Consider the following 22,448-nt stretch of genomic DNA (forward strand, 5'->3'; position numbering starts at 1 on the left):
AGAAATTACCCGCGTATAGAATGGCAGAGCCCTAGTCCACAAGAAATTGAGCTAAAGGGGTAAACAAAAGGATTGTTTGGGGTATACCCATTGGAGGTAGTTTTTATTGATCTAGATCAAGGCAGCTTTGTGTGTCGAGACTATGCTGAAACACAATATATGGTGATTTATATATAACCTTACACAATATATAGGTATTTCATGTTGCGATACAGTGCTGAACAGGTGGTATTTCAGGAGGTTCCTGGAGAAGTCTCCCTTGCTTATACCATCACCGGCTGTCCAGTGGGATGCAAAGGGTGCCACAGCGTCGATAGTTGGCCAGTGGGTAGTGGTGAGGCGCTAACTACCGACTACTTCGCGGCGCGTTTGGCACAGTATCGCAACCTGATTACCTGTGTATTGTTTCTTGGCGGCGAATGGCAGCCCGATGCGCTCATTGCGCTACTGAAAATGAGCCGTGACGCCGGTCTCGAAACTTGTTTATACACCGGTTATGACGACGTGTCGCAAGCGATTAAGCAACACTTGACCTACCTCAAAACGGGGCCATGGATTGCGGAGCTTGGTGGCCTAGACAGCCCCACCACCAACCAGAAGTTCTATGACTTACGCAATCAGCAACGACTCAATTGCCGGTTTATCACAACGTAGCCGGTTATAAATAATAAATAAATGGAGAAGAACAATGCTGCGCTTACACCCTGAACAAGTTGACGCGAAAATGGACTTTATCAAGCAGTACTTAGCTGCACAAAATGCTGCTGATGGTTCAAAAATGGATGCCAACGCCAACGTCACCCAGAAAAATATTGCGACCCTTGAAGCGGAATTAATGAAAGACTTTTTCGTGCAAGTAAATCGTAAACAAGTCAGTACCAAAATTGGCGAACTGTTTGGTGATGATTTGGCTCAAGAATACATTCGTCAAATTGAAGATCACGAGATTTATGTGCACGACGAAACCAGTTTGAAGCCTTATTGTGTGTCGGTGACAATGTATCCGTTTTTGCGTGATGGTTTAACGAAACTCGGTGGTGAGTCAAAAGCGCCAAAACATCTCGAAAGCTTCTGCGGCACCTTCGTAAACTTCGTTTTTGCTGTCAGCTCACAGTTTGCCGGTGCAGTCGCGACGGTCGAATTTTTGGCTTACTTCGATCATTTTGCGCGTCGTGATTATGGCGATAACTACCTTGAGACGCATCGCCACGAAATTGAAAATCACCTTCAGCACGTTGTGTATGCATTAAACCAGCCAGCTGCTGCACGTGGCTACCAAAGTGTTTTCTGGAATATTTCAGTGTATGACCAACACTACTTTGACAGTATGTTTGGTGATTTTGTGTTCCCTGATTTCAGCAAGAGTAGCTGGGAATCAGTCAGTAAGTTGCAAGATTTCTTTTTGCATTGGTTTAACGAAGAGCGCAAGAAAACCATTTTAACTTTCCCCGTAGTCACTGTGGCCATGCTCACCGAAAACGGTCAGTGTAAAGATCAGCAGTTTGCCCGCCATATTGCACATGAACTTGCCGACGGTAACTCCTTCTTTGTGTACTTATCGCCAAACGCAGACTCGCTCGCCTCATGCTGCCGCTTGCGTAGCGAAATTGCCGACAACACCTTCAGTTACACCTTGGGTGCCGGCGGCGTTGCTACGGGTTCTATCAATGTCATTACCATTAATATGAATCGCTTGGTGCAAGACGGTCGCGATTTAAATACTGAAATTGAGAAAATTCATAAGTACCAAGTGGCTTATCGTCGCATTATGGAAGAATACAAAGAAGCGGGTTTGCTCACCGTTTATGATGCCGGCTTTATTTCGCTGGATAAGCAATTCTTGACCATTGGCATCAATGGCATGGTGGAAGCGGCTGAATCACAAGGGTTAGTGGCGAGCAACAACCGCGACTACATTGAGTTTGTGCAGCGTCATTTGAAAGTCATCTATGACGCCAACAAACGTGCGAAGCAAGAATACGGCTATATGTTCAATACCGAATTTGTGCCGGCCGAAAACCTTGGCGTGAAGAACGCGAAGTGGGATCGTGAAGATGGCTACTTTGTACCACGAGACTGCTACAACTCCTATTTCTATGTGGTTGAAGATGAGCAAACCAATTCGCTGGATAAATTCATCATGCACGGTAACGAGTTGATTGAATTCTTAGATGGCGGTTCTGCGTTACATTTGAATCTGGATGAGAAGCTCAATGTAGATGGTTATTTGTCGATGCTGAATATCGCTGCAACCACAGGCTGCAATTACTTCTGTATCAACGTGAAAATTACCATCTGCAATGAGTGCGAACACATCGATAAACGTACGTTGTGCGAATGTTCATCGTGTGGCTCTGACGATGTCGATTATGGAACTCGAGTAATCGGTTACTTGAAACGCGTGTCGGCATTTAGCGCAGGGCGCCGCAAAGAACATCAAGCGCGCCATTATCACCGCAAACAGCATGACACCAGTATTGCCGGTGCTCGAGCGCAGGCTAACGCACTGAAGCAGGCGAGTTAAGCCTGCTTCAACTCAGCATGTAAATCAGCGCTGCGTTACACCACTTTGGAGTAACGTGGCGCTGTTGCTGCATCATCTAAATAAGCATCAAAACAGGCACAGATACTACGCACCCACAGGCGACCTAATGGCGTCACCGTTAAGCGCTGATCGTTTAACTCAACCAAATTATCTTCTACGAACGGTGCCAATTTTCGCTTCGCATCGGCGAAATAAGACCAAAAATCGTCGATGTTCCATTCTTTAGCGAACGCTTCAATGTCGAGATCAAAGTGGCAAATCACTTGTGAAATCAAAGCAGCGCGTAAGCGATCATCGTCGTTTAACTCAAACCCTTTCACAATCGGCAAAGTACCGTTATCAATGGCTTTGTAATAAGACGGTAGCTCTTTCACGTTTTGCCAGAGTACACCGTCAATTTGGCTAATTGAGGAGGCACCAATACCCAACAGCGCATCTTGGCCAGACGTGGTGTAGCCCTGGAAATTACGCTGCAGTTCGCCGCGTTGTTGCGCCTGTGCCAAGGTATCGTTGGTTTTAGCGAAGTGGTCCATGCCAATGAACTGATAGCCAGCCTCGGTGAACTTAGTAATACCTAACTGCAGCAATTCCAGTTTGATCGGTGCGGTTGGTAAGCTCGACTCATCAATTTTACGCTGGCCCGCAAAGCGCGATGGCAAGTGGGCATAGCTAAACAGTGACACGCGGTCAGGGTTCAGCTCAATCACTTGGTCAATCGATGCCGCGAAAGTTTCAGGGCGTTGATATGGTAGCCCATAGATTAGATCGAGATTGATTGAACGAAAGCCAAGTTCTTTGCTCAATGCAACCTGATGTTTGATCATGTCCGTGTCTTGCACTCGGTTGATGGCAATTTGAACCTTGGTGTCGAAATCTTGTACACCATAGCTCACGCGGTCAAAACCAAGTTGGCGCAAATGACGCAGTTTGTCATCGCTACAGCTGCGCGGATCGATTTCAATTGACCACTCTGCATTCGCGGTAAAATTGAAATGTTCATGCAGTAAGTCCATTAAGCGTGACAACTGTGTTTCGCTTAAGAACGTTGGCGTACCACCGCCCATATGCACCGATTCAAACTTGCGATCGCCCAACAAGGCTTTGTACATCGCCATTTCTTTGGCCAGGTAATCCAAATAAATGTCGGCTTTATGCTGATGACGGGTGATGACCTTGTTACAGCCGCAGTAGTAGCAAAGCTTAATACAGAACGGTAAATGAATGTATAAGCTCAACTCTTTTGGGGCGTTGGCAAGAGTGCGTACCATCGAGCTCAATGGAAACTGATTGTGCAGCGCCAATGCGGTCGGGTAAGACGTATAGCGTGGTCCATTGATGTTGTATTTATCGATGAGCTCCTGGCTCCAAACAATCTGGTTTGCGTGATTGGTCATGCGAACACCCCGTGGGAAAACCCCTTACTGATGAATAACTGAGCGCAGTTTATATGATGCGGATCAAAAATTTGATACACCTGAAGGGGTATAAGCTACCCGAACATACGCGCAAATTAACGTAGCTCGGGCTTTGCCAGAATCAGGCTGGCGGTCTCTTGGGTTACTCGATACAGCGACGCAGGCAGACGCCCTTCTAATTCAATTGTATCGAGTAAATTTTTCACCGATAAACCCAGTTCGGTGTCGCCCTTAATCAGCAGTTTACGCCGGAAAAACAGGGTGTCTGGGTCGACTTGGCCACTCATCAGCAATACCAACGAGGCACTATTTCCGCGCATGGTCACTGCGGCTTGATGCGGCTTTACGGACACTTTCAGGCGCATCGTATGTGGGTTTGCAATGGCGGTGACATAGAACACCAAGCTGAGATCGGGAACCTCAATTTGTACCCATTGATTGATTAAAAACGCAAGTTTTTGTTGTTGTAGCTCTGGTTTTAACACGTGGTTCAACATGGCCCCCAGCACCTGTTCTGACAAGGGTTTGGGCACGACATGTAAGGCACTATTAAAACCTTTCATAAGCTGCTGCCAGTGATCTACTACTTTTGGGATAACCATAAGTTGCCGTCCATTAATGTCCCTTAAAATTTTCATCGGATTATAATACTCATTACGAATGCATGTTTATCGACGGGATCAATAATTATGGAACTTCTGTGTCCGGCTGGCAGCATGCCAGCGTTAAAAGCTGCCATTGAGCACGGCGCCGACGCGGTGTATGTCGGCCTCAAAGACGAGACCAACGCACGTCATTTCGCGGGACTAAATCTTGATCAGGCTGGGCTGAGCGAAGCGGCTCGATATGTGCATCAACATGGCAAGAAGCTTCACGTCGCGATTAATACCTTTGCGCATGCCGATACGTTTGAGAACTGGCGCCGTGCTGTCGACATGGCAGTCAAAGCTGGCGCTGACGTGCTCATTCTTGCGGACATGGCGGTATTGGCGTATGCCGCCGATCGGTATCCGAAAGTTGAATTGCACTTATCGGTGCAAGCTTCTGCTACCAATGCAGCTGCCATTGAATTCTATAAACAGTTTGGTGTGAGTCGTGTCGTATTGCCGCGGGTGCTATCGATGAATCAAGTGCGAGCGATAGCGCGCACAACCGATATCGAGCTCGAGGTATTTGCCTTCGGTAGCTTGTGCATCATGGCTGAGGGGCGTTGCTACTTGAGCTCTTATATGACTGGTGAATCGCCGAACACTGCTGGCGCATGCTCGCCAGCAAAGTACGTGCGCTGGGATGAAGCCGAAGACGGTACTTTAGAGTCGCGCCTCAATAATATTCTAATCGATCGTTTTGCGCCGGATGAAACGGCTGGTTATCCAACGCTATGTAAAGGTCGGTTTAAGGTTGGTGATGACACTTACCATGCTTTAGAAGAACCAACTAGCTTGAATACGCTTAGTTTACTGCCCGAATTGTACAAAGAAGGCATTGCGTCGCTGAAAATTGAAGGGCGCCAACGAAGCCCAGCATACGTGGCGCAAATTACCCAAGTTTGGCGACAAGCCATTGATGCCGTGATGGCAAACCCAGAGCAGTTTGCGGTTCAAGAACAGTGGGATCATGTTTTGGCGGGTCTTTCTGAGGGAAGTCAAACCACCCTTGGCGCCTACCACAGGAAATGGAAGTAACGATGAAATTTTCACTCGGAGCAATTCAGTATTTTTGGCCCAAACAAGTGGTCGAAAACTTTTACCAACAGGCAGCCGACTCGGCTGTGGATATTGTTTATTTAGGCGAAACCGTTTGCAGCAAACGACGTGAGCTGAAGTTTGATGATTACATGGCGATTGCGCATATGTTGCGCGAGGCGGGCAAGCAAGTCTGTTTATCAACCATGACCTTGTTAGAGGCTCCATCGGAACTGCGTGAGCTGCGCAAATACTGCGACAACGGTGAGTTTCTGGTGGAGGCCAATGATGTTGGCGCCATTCCGTACTTGCAGGAGCACAAAGTACCGTTCGTTGCGGGGGCAGCGATTAACTGCTACAACCAACATACATTACGAAAGTTAATGAGTTTAGGCATGAGCCGGTGGGTGATGCCGGTTGAGTTGTCACGTGATTGGTTAGCGAAGTTATTGCAGCAGCCCATGGTACACGATGTGCGCGATTGCTTCGAAGTGGAAGTGTTCGCGTTAGGGCATATGCCATTGGCCTGGTCCGGGCGTTGTTTTACCGCGCGCTCCGAGAACCGCCCAAAAGATCAATGCGAACTGGTCTGCATCAATTATCCAGAAGGGCGACCCGTCAGCAGCCAAGATGGCCAACAAGTGTTTGTACTGAATGGTATTCAAACGCAGTCGGGTAGCCGCTACAACTTGGTCAACCAACTCCCCAATATGGACGGCTTAGTAGATGTTGTGCGCTTGAGTCCGCAGTTGGTGGGAACCTTTGACTGGCTTGAAAAATTTCGTGCTAATGTGGCAGGTGGCGCGCCACAGAAACTGGATAAGAATGATAGCAACGGCTATTGGTTAGCCCTTGCCGGACTTGTGCAACAGCTCGATTAAAGCTCGCTTACACACCAAAAATTAGGGAGAGCTCATGTTACAAATTACCGATTTACAAGTTGAACAAAAAATGTGGCCGTTGTTGCGCCAAGCGTTTCGCCCCATGTTTTTATTGGGTGCTAGTTTCAGTGCCATTGCGATGCTGCTGTGGATACTGGTACTGGGCGGGCAAATTTCGTTGCCGGTTTACGGGCAAGTGATGTTTTGGCATGCCCATGAAATGATTTTTGGCTTTGTTGCTGCAATTGTTGTGGGCTTTTTACTTACCGCTGTTCAAAACTGGACAGGACTACGTGCCACCCATGGTCGAGCACTTGGTATTCTGACCATCGTTTGGTTACTTGGTCGATTGCTAATGCTTTTTGGCGCCGGCTTACCGGTATGGCTGGTGGCTGCGGTTGATTTGTTGTTTCTGCCGTTGGCCGCGATCTTGCTAGCGGTACCCCTTATTCAAGTGAAACAACAGCGTAACTTGTTCTTTGTGCCCGTACTGTTCTTGCTGACGTTTTGTAATGCGCTCATGCACTACGGTTTAGTGAGTGGCCGTTTCGATTTACAACAGTTAGGTAGTCAAAATGCCGTATGGCTGATCACGTTACTGATGGCCATTGTTGGTGGGCGTGTGCTACCCATGTTTACGGCGAACGGCACGATGACCCAAAAGGCGCAACCGATTGAGTGGCTCGATCGGATTGGGCTCGGCAGCTTGTGGCTAATTTTTATCCTCAATATCACCTTGTTTAATGCGCAATTGCCAAACGAGGTCATGGCCGCTTTATACGGTATTAGCGCCGTTGCGTTAGGTATTCGTTGCTTCCGCTGGCGCATTTGGATAACGCTTCGCGTGCCATTGTTATGGTCGTTGCATGTCGCCTATTGGTTTATTCCAGTTGGCTTAGCATTGTTTGCCCTACGTGAACTTGGTGTCACCAGCATCACAAACTCCATCGCGCTGCATGCACTTACCGCTGGCGCAATGGGCAACATGATTTTAGCGATGATAGCGCGGGTTTCATTGGGACATAGTGGTCGCCCATTGCAACCTAAGCCGATTATGTCATTAGCATTTCTATTGGTTATTTCAGCGGCGTTATCGCGCGTTGTACTTAATTGGTTGGTGCCCGATTTAGCCATGTCTTGGTTGGTATTTGCGGCGGCAGCATGGATTATTGCCTATGCCATGTACGTGGTGGTGTACTTGCCAATTCTTACCACACCACGCCCAGACGGACGTCCTGGCTAATCCGATTCGGTTGCGGTGGCTGGCGCTACTTCTGGACGTGACCAGAGCCACACCGCAACCGTCGCCATAATTCCAATCACGGCGAATTTTACGGCAAAAGGAGCAGGGCTGAATCCTAGCATAATGGCACTACCACTCATCATCACTGACGCAATCACTTTTGGTTGACGTTTAACCACGCCATATTTACGCCAAGCAATAATTTGCGGCCCATACTTCGGGTGCGCCAGCAACTTTTGCTCAAGCACCGGCCACCCTTTACCGCCAGCCCAAGCTGCGACAAGTAAAAACGGAACCGTTGGCATAATCGGTAGCAATAACCCGATTACTCCAAGCAGCAACGCTAAGATTGCGATAGTGCGCCACAGCAGAATGCGCAGAATTACCCTCATAAAAAACCGACCTATATGTTACTGAATCGAAAATCGAGCACTGAGGCTATTTCAACCCTAATCGGCTTGCTAGCTTGTGTAAGTTGCTCGGATCAAGATCCAGTATACGGGCTGCTTGCGTCCATTTATAGTCGGTATACTCGAGCGCTTGTTGAATTAACTCGCGCTGCACAGTTTGCACGGCATTCTTTAAATTCAACGAACCGGCCTTTAAGTTGCTCTTGGTTCGCGGTATCGGCAGCTCGTTTGCTCCTATTGCTTGAACCACTGCAGTTGGCAAATCGAGCAGCTCGGCATCAATACTGACGATGTCATCGCGGCGAGCACCTAAGCTTAACGCTTTGATCGCGGCGCGGCTGATCGTATGTTCCAGTTCACGCACATTACCTGGCCAGTCGTAGCGTTGTAGTGCTTGCTCGGCAGCGGGTGACAGACGCAGCGCACGAACGCCCAAGCGGGCTCGGTTGAGCTCCAGGAAATGCCCCGCCAGTACCGAAATATCATCTTGGCGCTCACGCAAAGGTGGAATAGGCAGTGGATACACTGACAAGCGATGATACAAATCGGCGCGAAAATCGCCGGATTTTATCTGTTGTTTTAAATCGCGGTTAGTCGCTGCCACAATCCGAACATTTACCTTGTGTGAGCTATCACTACCGAGGCGCTGAATTTCGCCATTCTGTAATACTCGCAGTAATTTGGCTTGAATGGCTAAGGGCAACTCACCCACTTCGTCTAAAAATATGGTACCGCCATCAGCACTATCAAAACGGCCGGCGCGTTCACCCGTGGCACCGGAATATGCGCCGCGGGTATGCCCAAACAGCTCACTTTCGGCGAGGGTTTCTGGCAAGGCGGCGCAGTTCACATACACCAACGGTTTATGGTTGCGAGGTGATAACCGATGTAACTGGCGTGCAAACAATTCTTTACCGACGCCAGTTTCGCCGAGTAACAATACCGGCAAATCAGATCCAGCAACCACCTCTAACTCTTGCAACACCGTCATCAATGCGGCACTGCGTCCAATAATTTCTTGGCTATCGGTACCATTGCTGTTAAGTGAGTATTCACTGTCGCGACGATTGTTGCGAAGCGCTCGAATGTTTTGCTCAATCAAACCCATTCGAATCGCAGCTTCTACCAACAAACTAGCGCGCTGCAATGCCTGCATCGTGCTGTTATCAAAAGTGCCGGGGGTTAGCGCATCTAGTGTCAGTACACCCCAACACTTGCCTTCAATGTACAAACTAATGCCCATGCAATCATGCACGGCAAGATGGCCATCTGGACTATCTTCAATCAATCCATCATAGGGGTCAGGCAAGCTACTATCGGGTTCAAATCGAACCGTTTCCCGACTACTCAAGATACGTTCAAGGCGAGGGTGTTGTTGCACCAAAAAACGTCGACCAAGTGCTTCGCGTGCTAGTCCAATACTCGCAACAGGACGCAGCATATCTTGGTCATGTTTGAGTATCACGACAGCGCCACAGTTAAAATGTGTGCGTAGAGTTTTCACAACCTTTTCCAAGCGAATTACCGCTGGTAAATCGGTCACTAAATCGGCGATTAGTGTTTCAAGTAAAGAGACATCATGCATGGTAAAAACAACCCTTTTAGGCCTGAATGACCCGAATTTCAATGGGTTTAATTTACCATTGCTGAAAAAAACTCGATATAAATCAAAGTGGGTAGTTTTGGCATCGAAATTGCACCAGTAAAGGGGTAAATACGCTCAGTTGCGCTGTTTTCAGCGGAAAATTTTTAGTTAGGAGAAGCCATATGACTACCCAGACCGTCCATAGTGAAGCACTTGCCGTATACCAAGCGATGCCGAAGAAAGCACTCACCGAATTTATGGTGGAGCACTTTCATGAAAAGCACCGTACCCAATTGCCAGATTTAATCAACTTGGCGCGCAAAATTGAAGACGTTCACAACGACCATAGCGAGTGCCCAGCTGGTTTGGCCGAACACCTGCAAGCAATGTACCAGGAGCTAGAAAGTCACATGATGAAGGAAGAGCAAATATTGTTTCCAATGCTTGCCGGCGGTATTTATCCACAAGGGCCAATCGCCGTGATGGAAGAGGAGCATGATCAGCATGAGCAAATGATTGCGCAGTTGCTTGAGTTAACAAACCAATGCAATGCGCCACGAGGCGCTTGTGGTAGCTGGATTATGCTGTATGAGGGCATCAACGAATTTGTCAGCGACCTACATCAGCACATCGCCATTGAAAATAGCGTGCTCTTTAAGAAAGCTGAAGAAGCAGGAAAAGGCCACCATGGCAACGGCCACTGTTGTGGCGGTTGCCAATAGGCATAACGAGTTATTGAGCCAACTCGCGTAAGCGGGTTGGTTCAATAACGTTGACCAGTTTGTTTTGCACGTCAATCACTCCTTCTAACTGCAACGCAGACAGAATGCGGCTGATGGTTTCAACCGATAAGCCGAGGTAATTGCCGATGTCAGCACGGGTCATGGTGAGTCGGAACGACCGACTCGACAAACCGCGTTCTTTAAAACGATCCGCAAGGGTCACCAGAAAGTGAGCTAAGCGCTGTTGTGCTGAGCGGTTGTTGAGTGTTCCTAGTAACTGCTTACTTGTAAAAATTTCGCCACTCATTAAGCGCCACATTTGGCGGCGTAAACCCGGCATTTGTTCCGCAAGATCATCTAATGAACTCACCGGAATTTCGCACAACATGCTGGTTTCAAGTGCTTGGGTGTAACTCCGATGTTCGCTGTTGGCAAGCGCATCAAAGCCAATTAAATCGCCGGGTAAGTGAAAATCAATAATTTGTTCAACGCCATTGTCATCAATGGTATACGACTTAAGTGAGCCGCTACGAACAGCGTATAAAAACTTTAGTGGTGTACCGGCATTCACTAATACGTCGCGTTTGTGAATCGGTTTGTGGCGCTGAATGATTGTATCTAAACGCGCCATACCATCTTGATCCAGTTGATACGGTAAACATAGCGCTGCCATGCTGCAATTTTGACAATGAATGTGTGAAGTCATATTCGCCATAACGTTTTCCTGATGCAGATCAAAATCAAATATCAATGTATGCAGTATACGCAGTCTAGTTGCAAATTAACCTTGCGCTGAAGGAGTACCCTCGAGATCCCTCTCAAGGGGTAGATCGGACTAGTTTTTCGGACTGAGATTTTCCTTCACTTCAAGCGCGTTGAAACTGTAATCGGTGTCAGGGCGGGTACCTTTGCCAATTTTTATTTCAACAATACTCTCAATTTCACTCGATTTGCGACCACCAATATGAACTCCGGCGCTAAACGTATCGCGCGGATAGTGCGTGGTGGTGCACGAAATCAGCCCGCAGCGCGTAACCATGTCATTCGAACTGGTGTAGCCAATGCTTGATTCGGGGCTCACGCGCTCACGATCAATCAATGTTTCACGGTGTGTGACGACAAACCAGTCATAACCATTTTCCAGTGTTACTTCAGCGGCTCGTAGCAGCGCATAATCCATCGCTTTGGTTTTGTCAGAACCGCGCGCCTTAAAACTTACGCGATACTGCGTATCCGAGATTTTAGTTTCTTGGTAGCCATAGCCGGAGCCTTCCGCTTTGCGGTAATCAGGCTGTGAGCTACAACCGACAAGTACAAGGCTTGCTAATGTGAACAACATAACAATGTGTGTTTTCATGGTCGTTCTCCTTTTTTAATGCTGCTGGCTAGCTTTCGATGTCAAACGCCAAGCAGCGTTAAGTGTCTCTTGTTCTTGCGCTGGCGTTAATGGCGCCGAGCGCATCATTTGATCTAAAATTGGGTCCAGCACGTGCTGATCTGTTGCCGTTTGATAGCTATCCGACTGTGCCGGTGTTGCGACTTCCATACTCGCTACCCGTTGCCAAGTGCCATTGCGGCGGCATTGAATCGCCGTGGTTGTGCTTTGTTGCTGGGTTAATTCATACTGGCGGCAATAATCACCCTGGTTATCCACAAAGGTTAACTGTCCGGTAAATGTTGCGCCGGCAACGAGCTCGAATGGCTGACCACTTGGCTGTGTTTCTAGTGCCGCAGCAATCGCAGCGTCGGCACTGTTAGTTGTTGGGGCCAAGGTCCATACCCCTAATCCAAACCCAACCACTAAGGTAATACTGGCGGCCAGTGCGACATGCTTTTGCACGGTATTTTTCAGCTTCAACCAGCGACTTAATGAAACCACATTCGATTGTTCGTCGGCTTCGTGAAGCAGGTTGTAAACTCGCGCTGGTATTGGCTGTGCGTTTAATTCATCAACCCGCTCGCGAATTTGTAGGTCGGCCATAGCCAGTGCCGCTAAGCGTTCAGCGAGCTCTTCGTCATGTTCGAGCTGCGCGCGAATACCCTCCGCCTCAGCTGCCTCAAGTTCATCGTCTAAGAATGCTGATAGCTTCTCATCATTAATGAACATAAGGTGTTCCCCCTTTACTACTGGTGCCGTCGGCGACTTGAGATGGTTGCAATAACGAAACTAATTTACTGCGGGCGCGAGCGAGACGGCTCATAATGGTTCCGGTAGGTACCTCAAGAATTTCAGCGGCTTCACGATAACTCAAACCTTGAATGGCCACTAAGGCGATGGCCTCGCGCTGATCGGGCGCCAACTGCTCGAGGGCTGCATCCACTTGATGTAACGCCATCTGATCATGAATACGCTGCACATCATCTGCGCTGGTGGATTCTTGCAGCTGTTCGTTGTGTATGGCATTTTCACGAACTTTACGTGCTCGGTGCTCATCAATCCACGCATTGCGGCATACTTTAAATGCCCAAGCGATAAGCTCAGCATTGTCGGGTACCGATCGGGTTAACAGGCGTTCGACGGTGGTTTGCAATAAATCGTCGGCGTCGGCAACATTGCCACACAACGACAGTGCAAAGCGCCGTAAAGCCGGCAATATCGAACTGATTTGTTGTTTCAAGTTTGCTGTTGTCATCGTTCTATCCAAGTTGACTGAAATGAAAGCGTCAATTTCATTCTGTGTTAATTTGGTAACGAGCCATGTCGCACATTTATTCCATTGAAACGGAATTTTTTTTGCTAGAAACCGTTAATGGTGTACACACTTGTTACGCAGCACGAGGTACAACATGATGATTATTAAACTAGCACGTCATATCACAAAGCGATGCCTTACCTTAACCATGTTAACGTTGATTTTACCAACAGCGGGGATAGCGCAAGTGCTTGATAATCAAGTACAGCCTGTGCTTCAGGATGTTCAGCGCACCACGGACCGAGTACGCAATCAAGTACAAGAACGTGTTCAAGAAAACCTGCAGGAGCGCGCACCTGAAACAATGCATAAATTCAATCAAGCGGTAGTGACGTTAACCAATGACACCATCACGCGGTTACCGGTACTTGGTGAGAATAACCAAGAATTATTTGCCGAAGTTACTTTGGAAGATGGCACGCGTGTGCTTGAGCGTGAATGGCTGGTGGTTGCATCAAATGAAACTGAAGAAGTGCTGCGAGAAATGGGTGCACAGATGCTCGCGAAGCAAAAACTGGGTGCGGTTGGTATCACGGTATTGCGATTTAAAGTGCCGACTGAATTCAATGATGAAGCACTATTGCGTCGTCAATTACCTAAAGCCGCTGCGGCATCGTTAGTACGTCATTATGTTTATGACACGCAAAGCATGGCTGCCAGTGCGAACACCGTACAAGCTACTCAGCGTCGTTGGTGCGACGCGCCGCTCACCATCGGTATGATTGATACCGCCGTCGACACGGCGCATCCGGCTTTTACTAACCAAACGATTGTACAGAAAGATTTTCTAACGCATGGTGTGGCGCAACCTACCGCGCATGGTACTGCTATCGCTGGTCTGTTAATTGGTTCACATGACGATTACGAGAGCTTGGTACCTCAGGCTAAACTTTATAGTGCCGCCATATTTCATCGCCATAATGCACTACAACAAGGTGCTGCGTTGTTACCTTTATTAGAGGCGTTAAATTGGCTGGCTGAGCAACAGGTTCGCGTCATTAATCTGTCGCTAACCGGGCCAGGAAACACGTTATTACAGCAGGCGGTGAAACGCCTTTCTGAACAAAATATTTTGCTTATTGCAGCAGCTGGCAATGATGGCCCTGCGGCGCCGGCGAATTATCCGGCAGCCTATGAAGAGGTTATTGCGGTGACCGCAGTCGATACTCACGGCGCCATCTACCGCTGGGCCAATCAAGGTGAATTTGTTGAGTTTGCTGCGCGCGGAGTACAGGTCAAAACGGCGCGACGCGATGGTCAGGTTGGCTATGAAACGGGCACGTCGATGGCGGCTCCAGTCGTTGCCGCTGCTGCTGCGTGTATCTGGCACGACTATCCACAACAAAACGCTACTGAGGTGCGAAAAGCACTCCAGCAGCGCGTGATTGATCTTGGCGAAAATGGGCGTGATTCAGTATTTGGATTTGGTCTGTTAACGGCGCAATAATAACGCCGCCTTAAAACGAATAGCTCAGTTTAATGCCGGCTAGGGTCTCATCATAATCCACGTCGGCAAAGTTCGATTGGTTATCCACATATTCAAGCGATGGCGTCAGCTCCAATGCCGCAGCCAGCGGAATATTCCACTGTGCACGCGCAGTCAAACGCTGCTCTTCACGTGCGGCACCATCCAGAAGCTGCATTGGCGCCGCATAGTCACGTTGCTGCCACTGTAATTGAACTTGCCAGGTATGCTCACCACCCCAGCCGGTGGTTTGTGATTGCCAAGTTAATCGATACTGCGGTTCCTGATAACTCAACTCAGGGTTCGTCGCGGTTTCATCGTGATAGGTATAACCAATCATCACAAAACTCTTCGCCGATGGTGTAAACCAATAAATATCGCCCGCGATAGCCTGCGCAGTTGCGTTGCGATCGGGCACTTGGTTAAACGATTTGTCAATATCTTGAATCGCAATTCGAGAGTACCAACGTGAGCTCCACAAGCGAGCAAGATAAAACGCATCTTGTTGGTAATCCATAAAAGCTTGGTCAGCAAGATCTGCCGTAGCATCATGACGACTTACGCCCACGGTGAATTCACTGAAATCATAAGATAAATCGCCATGAATGGTGGTAATGGCTAAATCAAATTCATCCTGTGATTGATACAGAGTTTGGCTGTGGTTAATACCGGTATTGAAATTCAAGTTGGCCCAGGGGTTCCATTTCAGCGACACACTCCCTTTTAATTGTGCTGCCTGATCGGATTCATTCGTGGTGGTATCGAGCTCACGCACCGTCACGTTACTATCGTACAAATATCCTGCTTCAAGCTTACCTTGCCAGCTAAAACCTTGTTCTTCTGCGACGGCAATACGAGGCAATAAACTAACGGTAGCTACAGTGAGAATTAGAGTTGATGTTTTCATGGTGATTCCTCCGAGTAAAATATGGAGCTAGCGCAGGGCTAGCTCCATGTCGTCAGGGTTAATCAGGCGAGCTTAGTTACCAATGTTGCCGCGAATGGTGTTGCGTACCGCTGCATCAACGGTCGATTCCACTGAGCTGTTAATGGTGTCATTAACGCTGTCGGTCACGGCAGCCTCAGAAGCCGTTTCGATTGCGCCTGAAACCGTTGATGAAACCGTGTCATTGACTGTTGCAGTGACAGTACCGGCAGTTTGTTGTGCAACATTTGCTGTTGCATCTACGGTGCTAACAACGTCAGATTGCACGCCATTAACGGTTTCAAGTGAGGCATCAGCTTGACCTGATAAATCCTGCTCAGCATCAGCTAACAATTCACTGCTGGTTTCCGAAGCTTCTTCTGCTTGCTCATCTTCCGGCTGTTCGTCCTCAGTTGGCGCATCACTATCCATAGAGGGTTGTGGTGTTTGCGCTGAAGCACTTGCGTTCGCATTGGCAGAAATCTGGGTATCAGCTTCAACACGATTGTTGTCGGCCTCTGCTGACGTTGATTGCTGCGCCGCAACCGAAGCATTTGCGCTGACAGAAGCGTCTTGGGCGAAAGCTGCACCTGAAGTTAAAGCAAGTGATAAGGCGATGACGTTTAAATTAAATACGGTTTTCATAATGATTCCTCCGTTATGTCGTAATGACACCTCGATAACGATGGATGAGCTCACATTATTCCGCTCCAGTTTGTAAAGGCGGTGCAAAGCCGTGTTGGATACTTTGTTGATGATCTGGTCCATTGCCGATAAAATGCGCGCCGACTCACAAGGAGCATATTTTGGACGCATTCCTCACCTCAACTCTCACGGTTGCCCTAGCTGAAATAGGCGATAAAACGCAATTGCTAAGCTTGTTTTTAGCGGCGCGGTATCGCCACAAATGGTCGATTATTGCGGGTATTTTTGTGGCGACGGTATTAAACCATTTCGTCTCGGCGTGGTTTGGCAGTTGGATTGTGGGTGTGTTGCCAGAACAAATGGCGACTTATATCGTGGCGGTGTGCTTTATTGCCGTAGGTTTGTGGGTACTAATTCCCGATAAGCCTGACAATGATGAGCATAATGAAGTACGTAAATACGGCGCCTTTATTGCTACCACCGTGTTATTTTTTATTGCTGAAATAGGCGACAAAACACAAGTGGCTACTATTGTACTTGGGGCTCAGTACACCAGTGTTGTCGCGGTCACTCTAGGCACAACGCTCGGCATGATGATAGCGAATGTACCAGTGGTATTGTTAGGCGCTAAGCTAATGCAAAGGTTACCACTCGATTTGGCGCGCTATATTGCTGCCGCAGTGTTTATCCTACTCGGCATTGTTGCGTTGCTTTGGTAACGAGAAAGCAGTGACAAAAAACTTAGCGATGATCATAAAACTGCACAGAAATTAATCTATAGTTGATCGCACATATACGAAAACTGGAGGTGTGCGATGCCCCGTCTTGAAGATAAAGTTGCCATTATTACCGGCGGTGCCGCGGGCATTGGTCTTGCAACCGCTGCATTATTTTTGCGCGAAGGCGCAAAAGTTTGTCTCGTCGACTTACACCAATCCGATTTAGACGCTGCTGAAAAAGAGCTTGGGCACGCTGAACGTGTCTATAGTGTCGCTGCTGATGTATCAAATGAGTCGGACGTGCAAAAGTTTGTTCAAGCTACGTTAGCCCATTTTGGAAGTATCGATGTACTCGTGAATAACGCTGGTATCGAATGCAAACCTGCAATGATTCATGAACAAACTGCAGAGCACTTTGATCGCGTGATGGCCGTGAACGTTCGCGGCGTTTTCCTTGGCATGAAGTACGTCTTACCATCCATGCTCAAGGCGAAGTCGGGTAGTATTATCAACATGTCATCTGTGGCGGGCTTGGACGGCTTTGGCAACATGAGCCCTTACGTTGCATCGAAGCATGCGGTCGTTGGCTTGACTAAGTCGGCCGCGTTGGAGGTAGCGCCATCTGGCGTGCGCATTAACTCTGTGCATCCGTCACCCATTCATACGCGCATGATGCGAGCTATTGAAGAGGCAATGAATCCTGGTCACGGTAAAGAAGTGCAAAGTCAATTTGAACAAATCATTCCAATGCAGCATTATGGTGAGCCGATTGACGTTGCGAACTTAGTTTTGTTTTTGGCGTCTGATGAAAGTAGTTTTATTACGGGTTGCCAATATCGCGTCGACGGCGGTATGGGCGCCAGTTGAAATCGTTGCTCGTTGTTCGTTGTTCGAGCGTTCGCTTTGCTCACTGTTCGTGCGTGCTTCGCACTGTTCGAACAGCGAAGCGTACGAACAGCGTAGCGTACGAAAAACGAATAGCGAAGCGAACGAGTTAAGAGGTTTATGTTGCGATTTGGTACTGACAAAAAACGTGCTTTTGCCGCCTTAATGGCGGTATTTTGCGTGCTGTTTTTGTGTTGGGGCCAACAAAGTAACTGGGTCGCAGCAAGCTGTCCGCAATCGCAACATCATAACCAAGCTAGTACGGCTGGTGATATCGATAACACCGTTGTGGTGGCCGAGTGCGATAGTTCGTCGCAGTTATTGCAACAAGCCCACCTGAATATCTTGGATGGTGGCGCTGCAGTATCGTTGTTTGTCGGCATCGCCTTACTGGTCATTATTCGACACTTTTTTATTGGTTACTCCCAGGCGCCGCCAGGCTACCGGCGACGTCGCCCCCACCTTTTATTTTGTGTATTCAATGAATAACACAGACATTATTTAGCTCTGTGCGCACATCCTCAACATGTGCGATACGTATGAATGAATACATGAGATAACTATATGAAGAATATTTTAAAAATCTGGTTGGCTGCGATGCTGCTATGGCTACTAAATGCTAGTGCCCAGGCTCAAGTTGCAACGAATTGGATTCAACTCGAAGAGCACCCTCCAGTTCAGGTGCGGCTGCTGATTCCAGGAAAAACCAATCCTGAACAACGGCAAGTAGCTGCTTTGTTGCAGGTGAAGCTTGCGGATGATTGGAAAACCTATTGGCGAACGCCAGGTGAAGGCGGGGTGCCACCACAGTTGGCTTGGCAAGTTGACTCCACCAATATCACCGATGTTTCGTGGCGCTTTCCAGTGCCTGAGCGCTTTGACGTGCAGGGTATCGAAACCGTTGGTTACCAAGGAGATATCAATTTCCCGCTGCAAATTAGTGTGGAAGATTGGCAGCAGCCAGTGGCATTAGAAGGATTGCTGACATTAGCCAGCTGCACCAATATCTGCGTGATCTCTGACTTTCCACTGGCCCTCAACTTCACCCCAAGTGAGTTGAATGCCGACATGGATGGGTTATTTGCCTATGAGCAAGCGCATAGCGCGTTGCCCCATCGTGACCACCCGCAATTGACTGTATCTGACATGGTTTGGTCGGCGTCACAGCAGCAGTTAGCGGTAACGGTGACGAATACTGAGCAATGGCAACAACCACGTATTTTCGTAGATAGCCTGCGCGAAGATTACGCTGACCTCACCATTGAGCTATTAGAGCAGCAGCAACAAGGCAACGAACTAACCGCAAAGTTTGCAATTTCGCATTGGCTCGAACAGCCTGAATTAACTGGAGAGACACTCCAGGTGACCATAGCGGATGAGCTGATTCGTGCAGAAATGAGCGCCGAAGCTATTGCTGGTAGCGTGCAACCATCTGCGGTGTCTACAAGCTGGTGGATGATGCTGCCGTTGGCATTGCTGGGTGGCCTTATTCTGAATATTATGCCGTGTGTATTGCCGGTGCTGGGCTTAAAGCTGCAGTCGGTGATTGTAGCCGAGCGCGAGCGTAACCAAGTACGTCGTCAATTTATCGCTTCAGCACTTGGTATCATCACCTCGTTCGTCATTCTGGCGATCATGCTAATGCTATTGAAGCTAGGCGGGCACGCTATTGGTTGGGGAATTCAATTCCAGAACCCGTATTTTATTGGTGGTATGGCACTGGTAATTGGTTTGTTTGCTCTGTCAGTGAGTGGCTTGTGGACTATTCAGTTACCGCAGGGCATGCAGCAATGGGTAGCAACCCGAGGTGACCAATCAACGCTCGGGCATTTTATTCAAGGCATGTTCGCTACGCTACTGGCGACACCCTGTACGGCGCCATTCTTAGGAACCGCAGTGGCTTTTGCCCTAGCTGCATCTAACCTACAGTTACTGCTAATTTTTGTAGCGTTAGGTGTTGGTATGGCATTGCCGTGGCTAGCTGTTGCCGTATGGCCAAGTGTGGCAATGAAACTCCCCAAACCGGGGCCTTGGCTGAAATGGGTGAATCGGATTTTTGCGTTGCTCTTGTTACTCACCACGGCCTGGTTGATTAGCTTGTTGAGCAACCACGTCAGCGCAGGCGTGTTTACATTGATTGTTGCGTCATTTGTGTTAGTGGCTCTGTTACTGGCTTACCGTCGATTCGGGCAAGCTGGTGTCATCGGCGCCATCGCCGGCACGCTTTTACTAAGTGGTGTTGGTTTGCTGATTAGTAGTTGGACAAGCAATCCTAAGCAACTTGAGGAACATGCTTGGAAACAACTGCAGCCCAGCGCCATTGCCAGCGCCGTTACGCAAGGGCAAGTGGTATTTGTAGATGTTACGGCCGATTGGTGCGTGACCTGTAAAGCCAATAAAATCGGTGTGTTGTTGCAAGAGCCGGTAGCTAGTGCGTTACGTGCTGACGACATGGTTCTGATGCAGGGGGACTGGACGCGACCAAGTGACCAAATCACTGATTACTTGCGTAGCTACAACCGTTATGGTGTTCCGTTTAATCAGGTTTATGGACCAGGTGCGCCGAACGGTATTGCGTTACCAGTAATACTTACCGATGAAGCGGTACTTAAAGCAATCGAGCAGGCGCGCCAATGAAATTTCTCAAGCAATTAGCCATTTACCTTGCCCTCTTTATTGCCATTAGCTTCGCGGTGGATAGTTGGCGCAATCGTGGCCTGCCGTCAGGTCCAATTGAGACGCTCTCGGTGGTGACTATCGACGAGCAGCAGCACGATGTTCTTGCGCGTAGTCATGAGCAACCCGTACTGTTGTACTTTTGGGCAACTTGGTGTCCAGTGTGCGACTGGGTTTCGCCATCCATCAATTGGCTTGCGGATGAGCACGAAGTAATCAGTATCGCCATTCGTTCCGGCAATGATGCTCGGGTAAAAAGCTATTTGCAGCACCATGATTATCAGTTTTCCACAGTAAACGATAACACCGGTGAGTTAGCACGTCGCTGGCAAATCAACGCTACGCCAACGGTAGTGATTGTTGCTGACGGCGAAATTGTTTCGTATACCAGCGGCGCCTCAACGCCGGTGGGTTTATGGTTGCGTCTAACTTGGGCGCAATTCATGCAAAAATTGGAGAAGTTATGAAGTACCTTTTAAGCACAGTATTTTCGTTGTTGTTTTTTGTCAGTGTTGCAGCCAGTGCGCAACAAGCAGCAAACCAATCACAACAGCTTGAGCAAATTAACGAGTTACTGAAGCAAAACCCTGAAGTTATTCCAAGCGTTTTAAATAGCTTGCAGCAATACATTTCAAGCAAAAAAACTGCCGAGCAGGCGCAGCGCGAGCATGGGAAGTGGCTACTCGATAACGATGATGCGCACCCTTGGTTTGGTGCAGAAAACGGTGATGTACCCGTTATTGTCTTTACCGACTATGATTGCCCTTATTGCAAACGTTTAGAGCCACATTTGCAGAAACTAGTGGACGAGTTCCCGCAGGTAAAAGTCATCAACGTACTGGTGCCGCTGCGTCAGCAAAGTGTGCAGGGTGGCAAGTTGAATCCAGCTAATTTTGCCTTAAATGTTTGGCAAAACCAGCCGGAACAATTTGCTGAAGTACACGACCTTCTCTATAAAAAGAATGGGTTGCATACCGGCAAATCACTGGAGCAAATTGCGCGCAAAACAGGAACTCGCTCGCAACTAGACAGCCCGAAAGCTACGCCAACCATTATCGAACGTAACTATCGGGTATTCTCTGATTTTCAGCTACGCGGCACGCCGGCAATTATGGTTGGCGGACAAACCATTCCGGGTTATGTGGAATATGCTGAGCTGAAGAAAATTGTTCAACAAGTGGTCGCGCAATAGCGCGAAACCAATAATGCTACAAAAACTCGCATTAGTGCTGCTGGCGCCCCTGCTGATATGGCAGGGGCGTCAAGTTCGAAAAAACACACTGCGTTTGCCGGAAGCGGCTGGCGCTCGTGCGGGTGTTCAGGGAAAAAGTAACCGTTTTCGATTACTTATACTCGGCGATTCCGCTGCTGCAGGCGTTGGATGTAACACACAAGAAGAAGCCGTGTGTGGTCATCTCGTCGCTCGAGCGGCGGAATATTATCAAGTTCACTGGCAATTATGGGCGCAATCAAGCTTAACCTGCGCCGGTATTTTGCAGTTGGCTCAGCAACAATCTGAAACCGAGCCTTTTGATTTGGTGTTAATTTCGGCGGGAGTGAATGATGTCACTCGGCGCACCGCTTTATCTGATTGGCGTCACGATTTGCAGGCACTTACTCAGTATTTGCGTGAACAACGCCGCGCAAAACGTATTGTGTTTACGGCCTTGCCACCCATGCACAAATTCCCAGCGTTACCGCAGCCGCTGCGCTGGTTTATAGGTCAGCAGGCACGTCGTTTAGATAACGCATTGCAACGTCACTGCGAACAAAATAATTGCGAGTATCTTGCACTAGATCTTCCGTTTGAGCCCGATTACATGGCCGAGGATGGCTTTCACCCATCGCCGAAAGCTGCAAAACTATGGGCACACGCCATTCGAGAAATCTAAGCATTTAATCCGTTCATCTCTGTTATACTTGCGCCTCGCTACCCGATTAAGAAGAATCCCAC

24 protein-coding genes are annotated in these 22,448 nt (G+C 48.4%); 14 read left to right on the top strand and 10 right to left on the bottom strand.

Going from position 1 to position 22,448, the window contains the following annotated elements:
- Positions 1-201 precede the first annotated feature (201 nt).
- Together nrdG and nrdD are read left to right on the top strand one after the other, a co-directional pair.
- A complete protein-coding gene (nrdG, locus tag LG272_RS02665) occupies positions 202-654 on the top strand; it encodes an anaerobic ribonucleoside-triphosphate reductase activating protein (RefSeq protein WP_126759969.1) in 453 nt (150 codons plus the stop codon).
- A gap of 13 nt (positions 655-667) precedes the next feature.
- Positions 668-2,524: an anaerobic ribonucleoside-triphosphate reductase gene (gene nrdD, locus LG272_RS02670; protein WP_404409968.1), complete on the top strand. Its 1,857-nt coding sequence runs from the start codon at positions 668-670 to the stop codon at positions 2,522-2,524.
- A 35-nt stretch (positions 2,525-2,559) separates the two neighbouring features.
- On the opposite strand, the gene hemN is transcribed toward nrdD, so the two are convergent.
- Both hemN and LG272_RS02680 read right to left on the bottom strand, forming a co-directional pair.
- Positions 2,560-3,939: an oxygen-independent coproporphyrinogen III oxidase gene (gene hemN / locus LG272_RS02675; RefSeq protein ID WP_126759971.1), complete on the bottom strand. Its 1,380-nt coding sequence runs from the start codon at positions 3,937-3,939 to the stop codon at positions 2,560-2,562.
- Positions 3,940-4,055: 116 nt separating this feature from the next.
- On the bottom strand, positions 4,056-4,457 hold the full coding sequence (locus LG272_RS02680) for an SCP2 domain-containing protein (RefSeq protein WP_404409481.1): 402 nt from the start codon (positions 4,455-4,457) through the stop codon (positions 4,056-4,058).
- Between the two features lie 192 nt (positions 4,458-4,649).
- On the opposite strand from LG272_RS02680, the gene LG272_RS02685 reads away from it, so the two are divergent.
- Genes LG272_RS02685 through LG272_RS02695 form a run of 3 tightly spaced genes read left to right on the top strand, consistent with a single transcriptional unit; the run spans position 4,650 to position 7,769 of the window.
- Entirely contained in the window at positions 4,650-5,645 is a 996-nt protein-coding gene (locus LG272_RS02685) for a peptidase U32 family protein (RefSeq protein WP_404409483.1), read from the top strand.
- A gap of 2 nt (positions 5,646-5,647) precedes the next feature.
- A complete protein-coding gene (locus LG272_RS02690; protein WP_404409485.1) occupies positions 5,648-6,526 on the top strand; it encodes a U32 family peptidase in 879 nt (292 codons plus the stop codon).
- 34 nt (positions 6,527-6,560) lie between these two features.
- Positions 6,561-7,769: an NnrS family protein gene (locus LG272_RS02695; RefSeq protein WP_404409487.1), complete on the top strand. Its 1,209-nt coding sequence runs from the start codon at positions 6,561-6,563 to the stop codon at positions 7,767-7,769.
- On the opposite strand, the gene LG272_RS02700 is transcribed toward LG272_RS02695, so the two are convergent.
- Both LG272_RS02700 and norR read right to left on the bottom strand, forming a co-directional pair.
- Complete coding sequence (locus tag LG272_RS02700) at positions 7,766-8,161, bottom strand: YbaN family protein (RefSeq protein ID WP_126759976.1); 396 nt, start codon at positions 8,159-8,161, stop codon at positions 7,766-7,768. The two genes, LG272_RS02695 and LG272_RS02700, sit on opposite strands and share 4 nt — an antisense overlap.
- Before the next feature lie 46 nt (positions 8,162-8,207).
- A complete protein-coding gene (gene norR, locus LG272_RS02705; protein WP_404409489.1) occupies positions 8,208-9,764 on the bottom strand; it encodes a nitric oxide reductase transcriptional regulator NorR in 1,557 nt (518 codons plus the stop codon).
- Positions 9,765-9,946: 182 nt separating this feature from the next.
- Here norR and LG272_RS02710 point away from each other — a divergent pair, with 182 nt between their 5' ends.
- Entirely contained in the window at positions 9,947-10,486 is a 540-nt protein-coding gene (locus tag LG272_RS02710) for a hemerythrin domain-containing protein (RefSeq protein WP_126759978.1), read from the top strand.
- A 10-nt stretch (positions 10,487-10,496) separates the two neighbouring features.
- Here the strand turns inward: LG272_RS02710 and fnr are convergent, their stop codons facing one another.
- The 4 genes from fnr to LG272_RS02730 form a co-directional block, all read right to left on the bottom strand.
- Positions 10,497-11,201 (bottom strand): fumarate/nitrate reduction transcriptional regulator Fnr, encoded by a 705-nt coding sequence (gene fnr / locus LG272_RS02715; protein WP_241967997.1) that lies wholly within the window; start codon positions 11,199-11,201, stop codon positions 10,497-10,499.
- 120 nt (positions 11,202-11,321) lie between these two features.
- Entirely contained in the window at positions 11,322-11,843 is a 522-nt protein-coding gene (locus tag LG272_RS02720) for a CC0125/CC1285 family lipoprotein (protein ID WP_404409492.1), read from the bottom strand.
- A 15-nt stretch (positions 11,844-11,858) separates the two neighbouring features.
- Positions 11,859-12,593 (bottom strand): hypothetical protein, encoded by a 735-nt coding sequence (locus LG272_RS02725; RefSeq protein ID WP_404409494.1) that lies wholly within the window; start codon positions 12,591-12,593, stop codon positions 11,859-11,861.
- Positions 12,583-13,119 carry an RNA polymerase sigma factor gene (locus LG272_RS02730; RefSeq protein WP_126759981.1) on the bottom strand — a complete coding sequence of 179 codons (537 nt, stop codon included), beginning with the start codon at positions 13,117-13,119 and terminating at the stop codon, positions 12,583-12,585. The genes LG272_RS02725 and LG272_RS02730 overlap by 11 nt, the downstream gene beginning before the upstream one ends.
- Before the next feature lie 154 nt (positions 13,120-13,273).
- Here LG272_RS02730 and LG272_RS02735 point away from each other — a divergent pair, with 154 nt between their 5' ends.
- On the top strand, positions 13,274-14,626 hold the full coding sequence (locus LG272_RS02735) for a S8 family serine peptidase (protein ID WP_404409496.1): 1,353 nt from the start codon (positions 13,274-13,276) through the stop codon (positions 14,624-14,626).
- A gap of 10 nt (positions 14,627-14,636) precedes the next feature.
- On the opposite strand, the gene LG272_RS02740 is transcribed toward LG272_RS02735, so the two are convergent.
- Together LG272_RS02740 and LG272_RS02745 are read right to left on the bottom strand one after the other, a co-directional pair.
- The gene (locus LG272_RS02740; RefSeq protein WP_404409498.1) at positions 14,637-15,551 is read right to left on the bottom strand and encodes a surface lipoprotein assembly modifier; all 915 of its coding nucleotides are present in this window, start codon (positions 15,549-15,551) and stop codon (positions 14,637-14,639) included.
- Positions 15,552-15,623: 72 nt separating this feature from the next.
- On the bottom strand, positions 15,624-16,214 hold the full coding sequence (locus LG272_RS02745) for a hypothetical protein (RefSeq protein ID WP_404409500.1): 591 nt from the start codon (positions 16,212-16,214) through the stop codon (positions 15,624-15,626).
- Between the two features lie 161 nt (positions 16,215-16,375).
- Between LG272_RS02745 and LG272_RS02750 the strand changes: the two genes are divergently transcribed.
- The 7 genes from LG272_RS02750 to LG272_RS02780 all read left to right on the top strand — a co-directional run bounded on the left by LG272_RS02750 (position 16,376) and on the right by LG272_RS02780 (position 22,386).
- The gene (locus tag LG272_RS02750; protein ID WP_126759985.1) at positions 16,376-16,933 is read left to right on the top strand and encodes a TMEM165/GDT1 family protein; all 558 of its coding nucleotides are present in this window, start codon (positions 16,376-16,378) and stop codon (positions 16,931-16,933) included.
- 96 nt (positions 16,934-17,029) lie between these two features.
- Positions 17,030-17,800 carry an SDR family NAD(P)-dependent oxidoreductase gene (locus LG272_RS02755; RefSeq protein WP_404409503.1) on the top strand — a complete coding sequence of 257 codons (771 nt, stop codon included), beginning with the start codon at positions 17,030-17,032 and terminating at the stop codon, positions 17,798-17,800.
- 138 nt (positions 17,801-17,938) lie between these two features.
- Positions 17,939-18,307 carry a hypothetical protein gene (locus LG272_RS02760; protein ID WP_404409505.1) on the top strand — a complete coding sequence of 123 codons (369 nt, stop codon included), beginning with the start codon at positions 17,939-17,941 and terminating at the stop codon, positions 18,305-18,307.
- Positions 18,308-18,382: 75 nt separating this feature from the next.
- Positions 18,383-20,455, top strand: coding sequence for a protein-disulfide reductase DsbD family protein (locus LG272_RS02765; protein WP_404409507.1), 2,073 nt, complete (start codon positions 18,383-18,385; stop codon positions 20,453-20,455).
- Positions 20,452-20,961 (top strand): protein disulfide oxidoreductase, encoded by a 510-nt coding sequence (locus tag LG272_RS02770; RefSeq protein ID WP_404409509.1) that lies wholly within the window; start codon positions 20,452-20,454, stop codon positions 20,959-20,961. Before LG272_RS02765 ends, LG272_RS02770 begins: the two co-directional genes overlap by 4 nt.
- Positions 20,958-21,686, top strand: coding sequence for a DsbA family protein (locus LG272_RS02775; protein WP_404409511.1), 729 nt, complete (start codon positions 20,958-20,960; stop codon positions 21,684-21,686). Before LG272_RS02770 ends, LG272_RS02775 begins: the two co-directional genes overlap by 4 nt.
- Positions 21,687-21,699: 13 nt before the next feature.
- Positions 21,700-22,386, top strand: a complete 687-nt coding sequence (locus LG272_RS02780) for an SGNH/GDSL hydrolase family protein (RefSeq protein ID WP_404409513.1) — start codon at positions 21,700-21,702, stop codon at positions 22,384-22,386.
- The last annotated feature ends 62 nt before the right edge of the window (positions 22,387-22,448 follow it).

Source organism: Pseudidiomarina marina (genome assembly GCF_044807045.1).
GTDB lineage: Bacteria > Pseudomonadota > Gammaproteobacteria > Enterobacterales > Alteromonadaceae > Pseudidiomarina > Pseudidiomarina marina.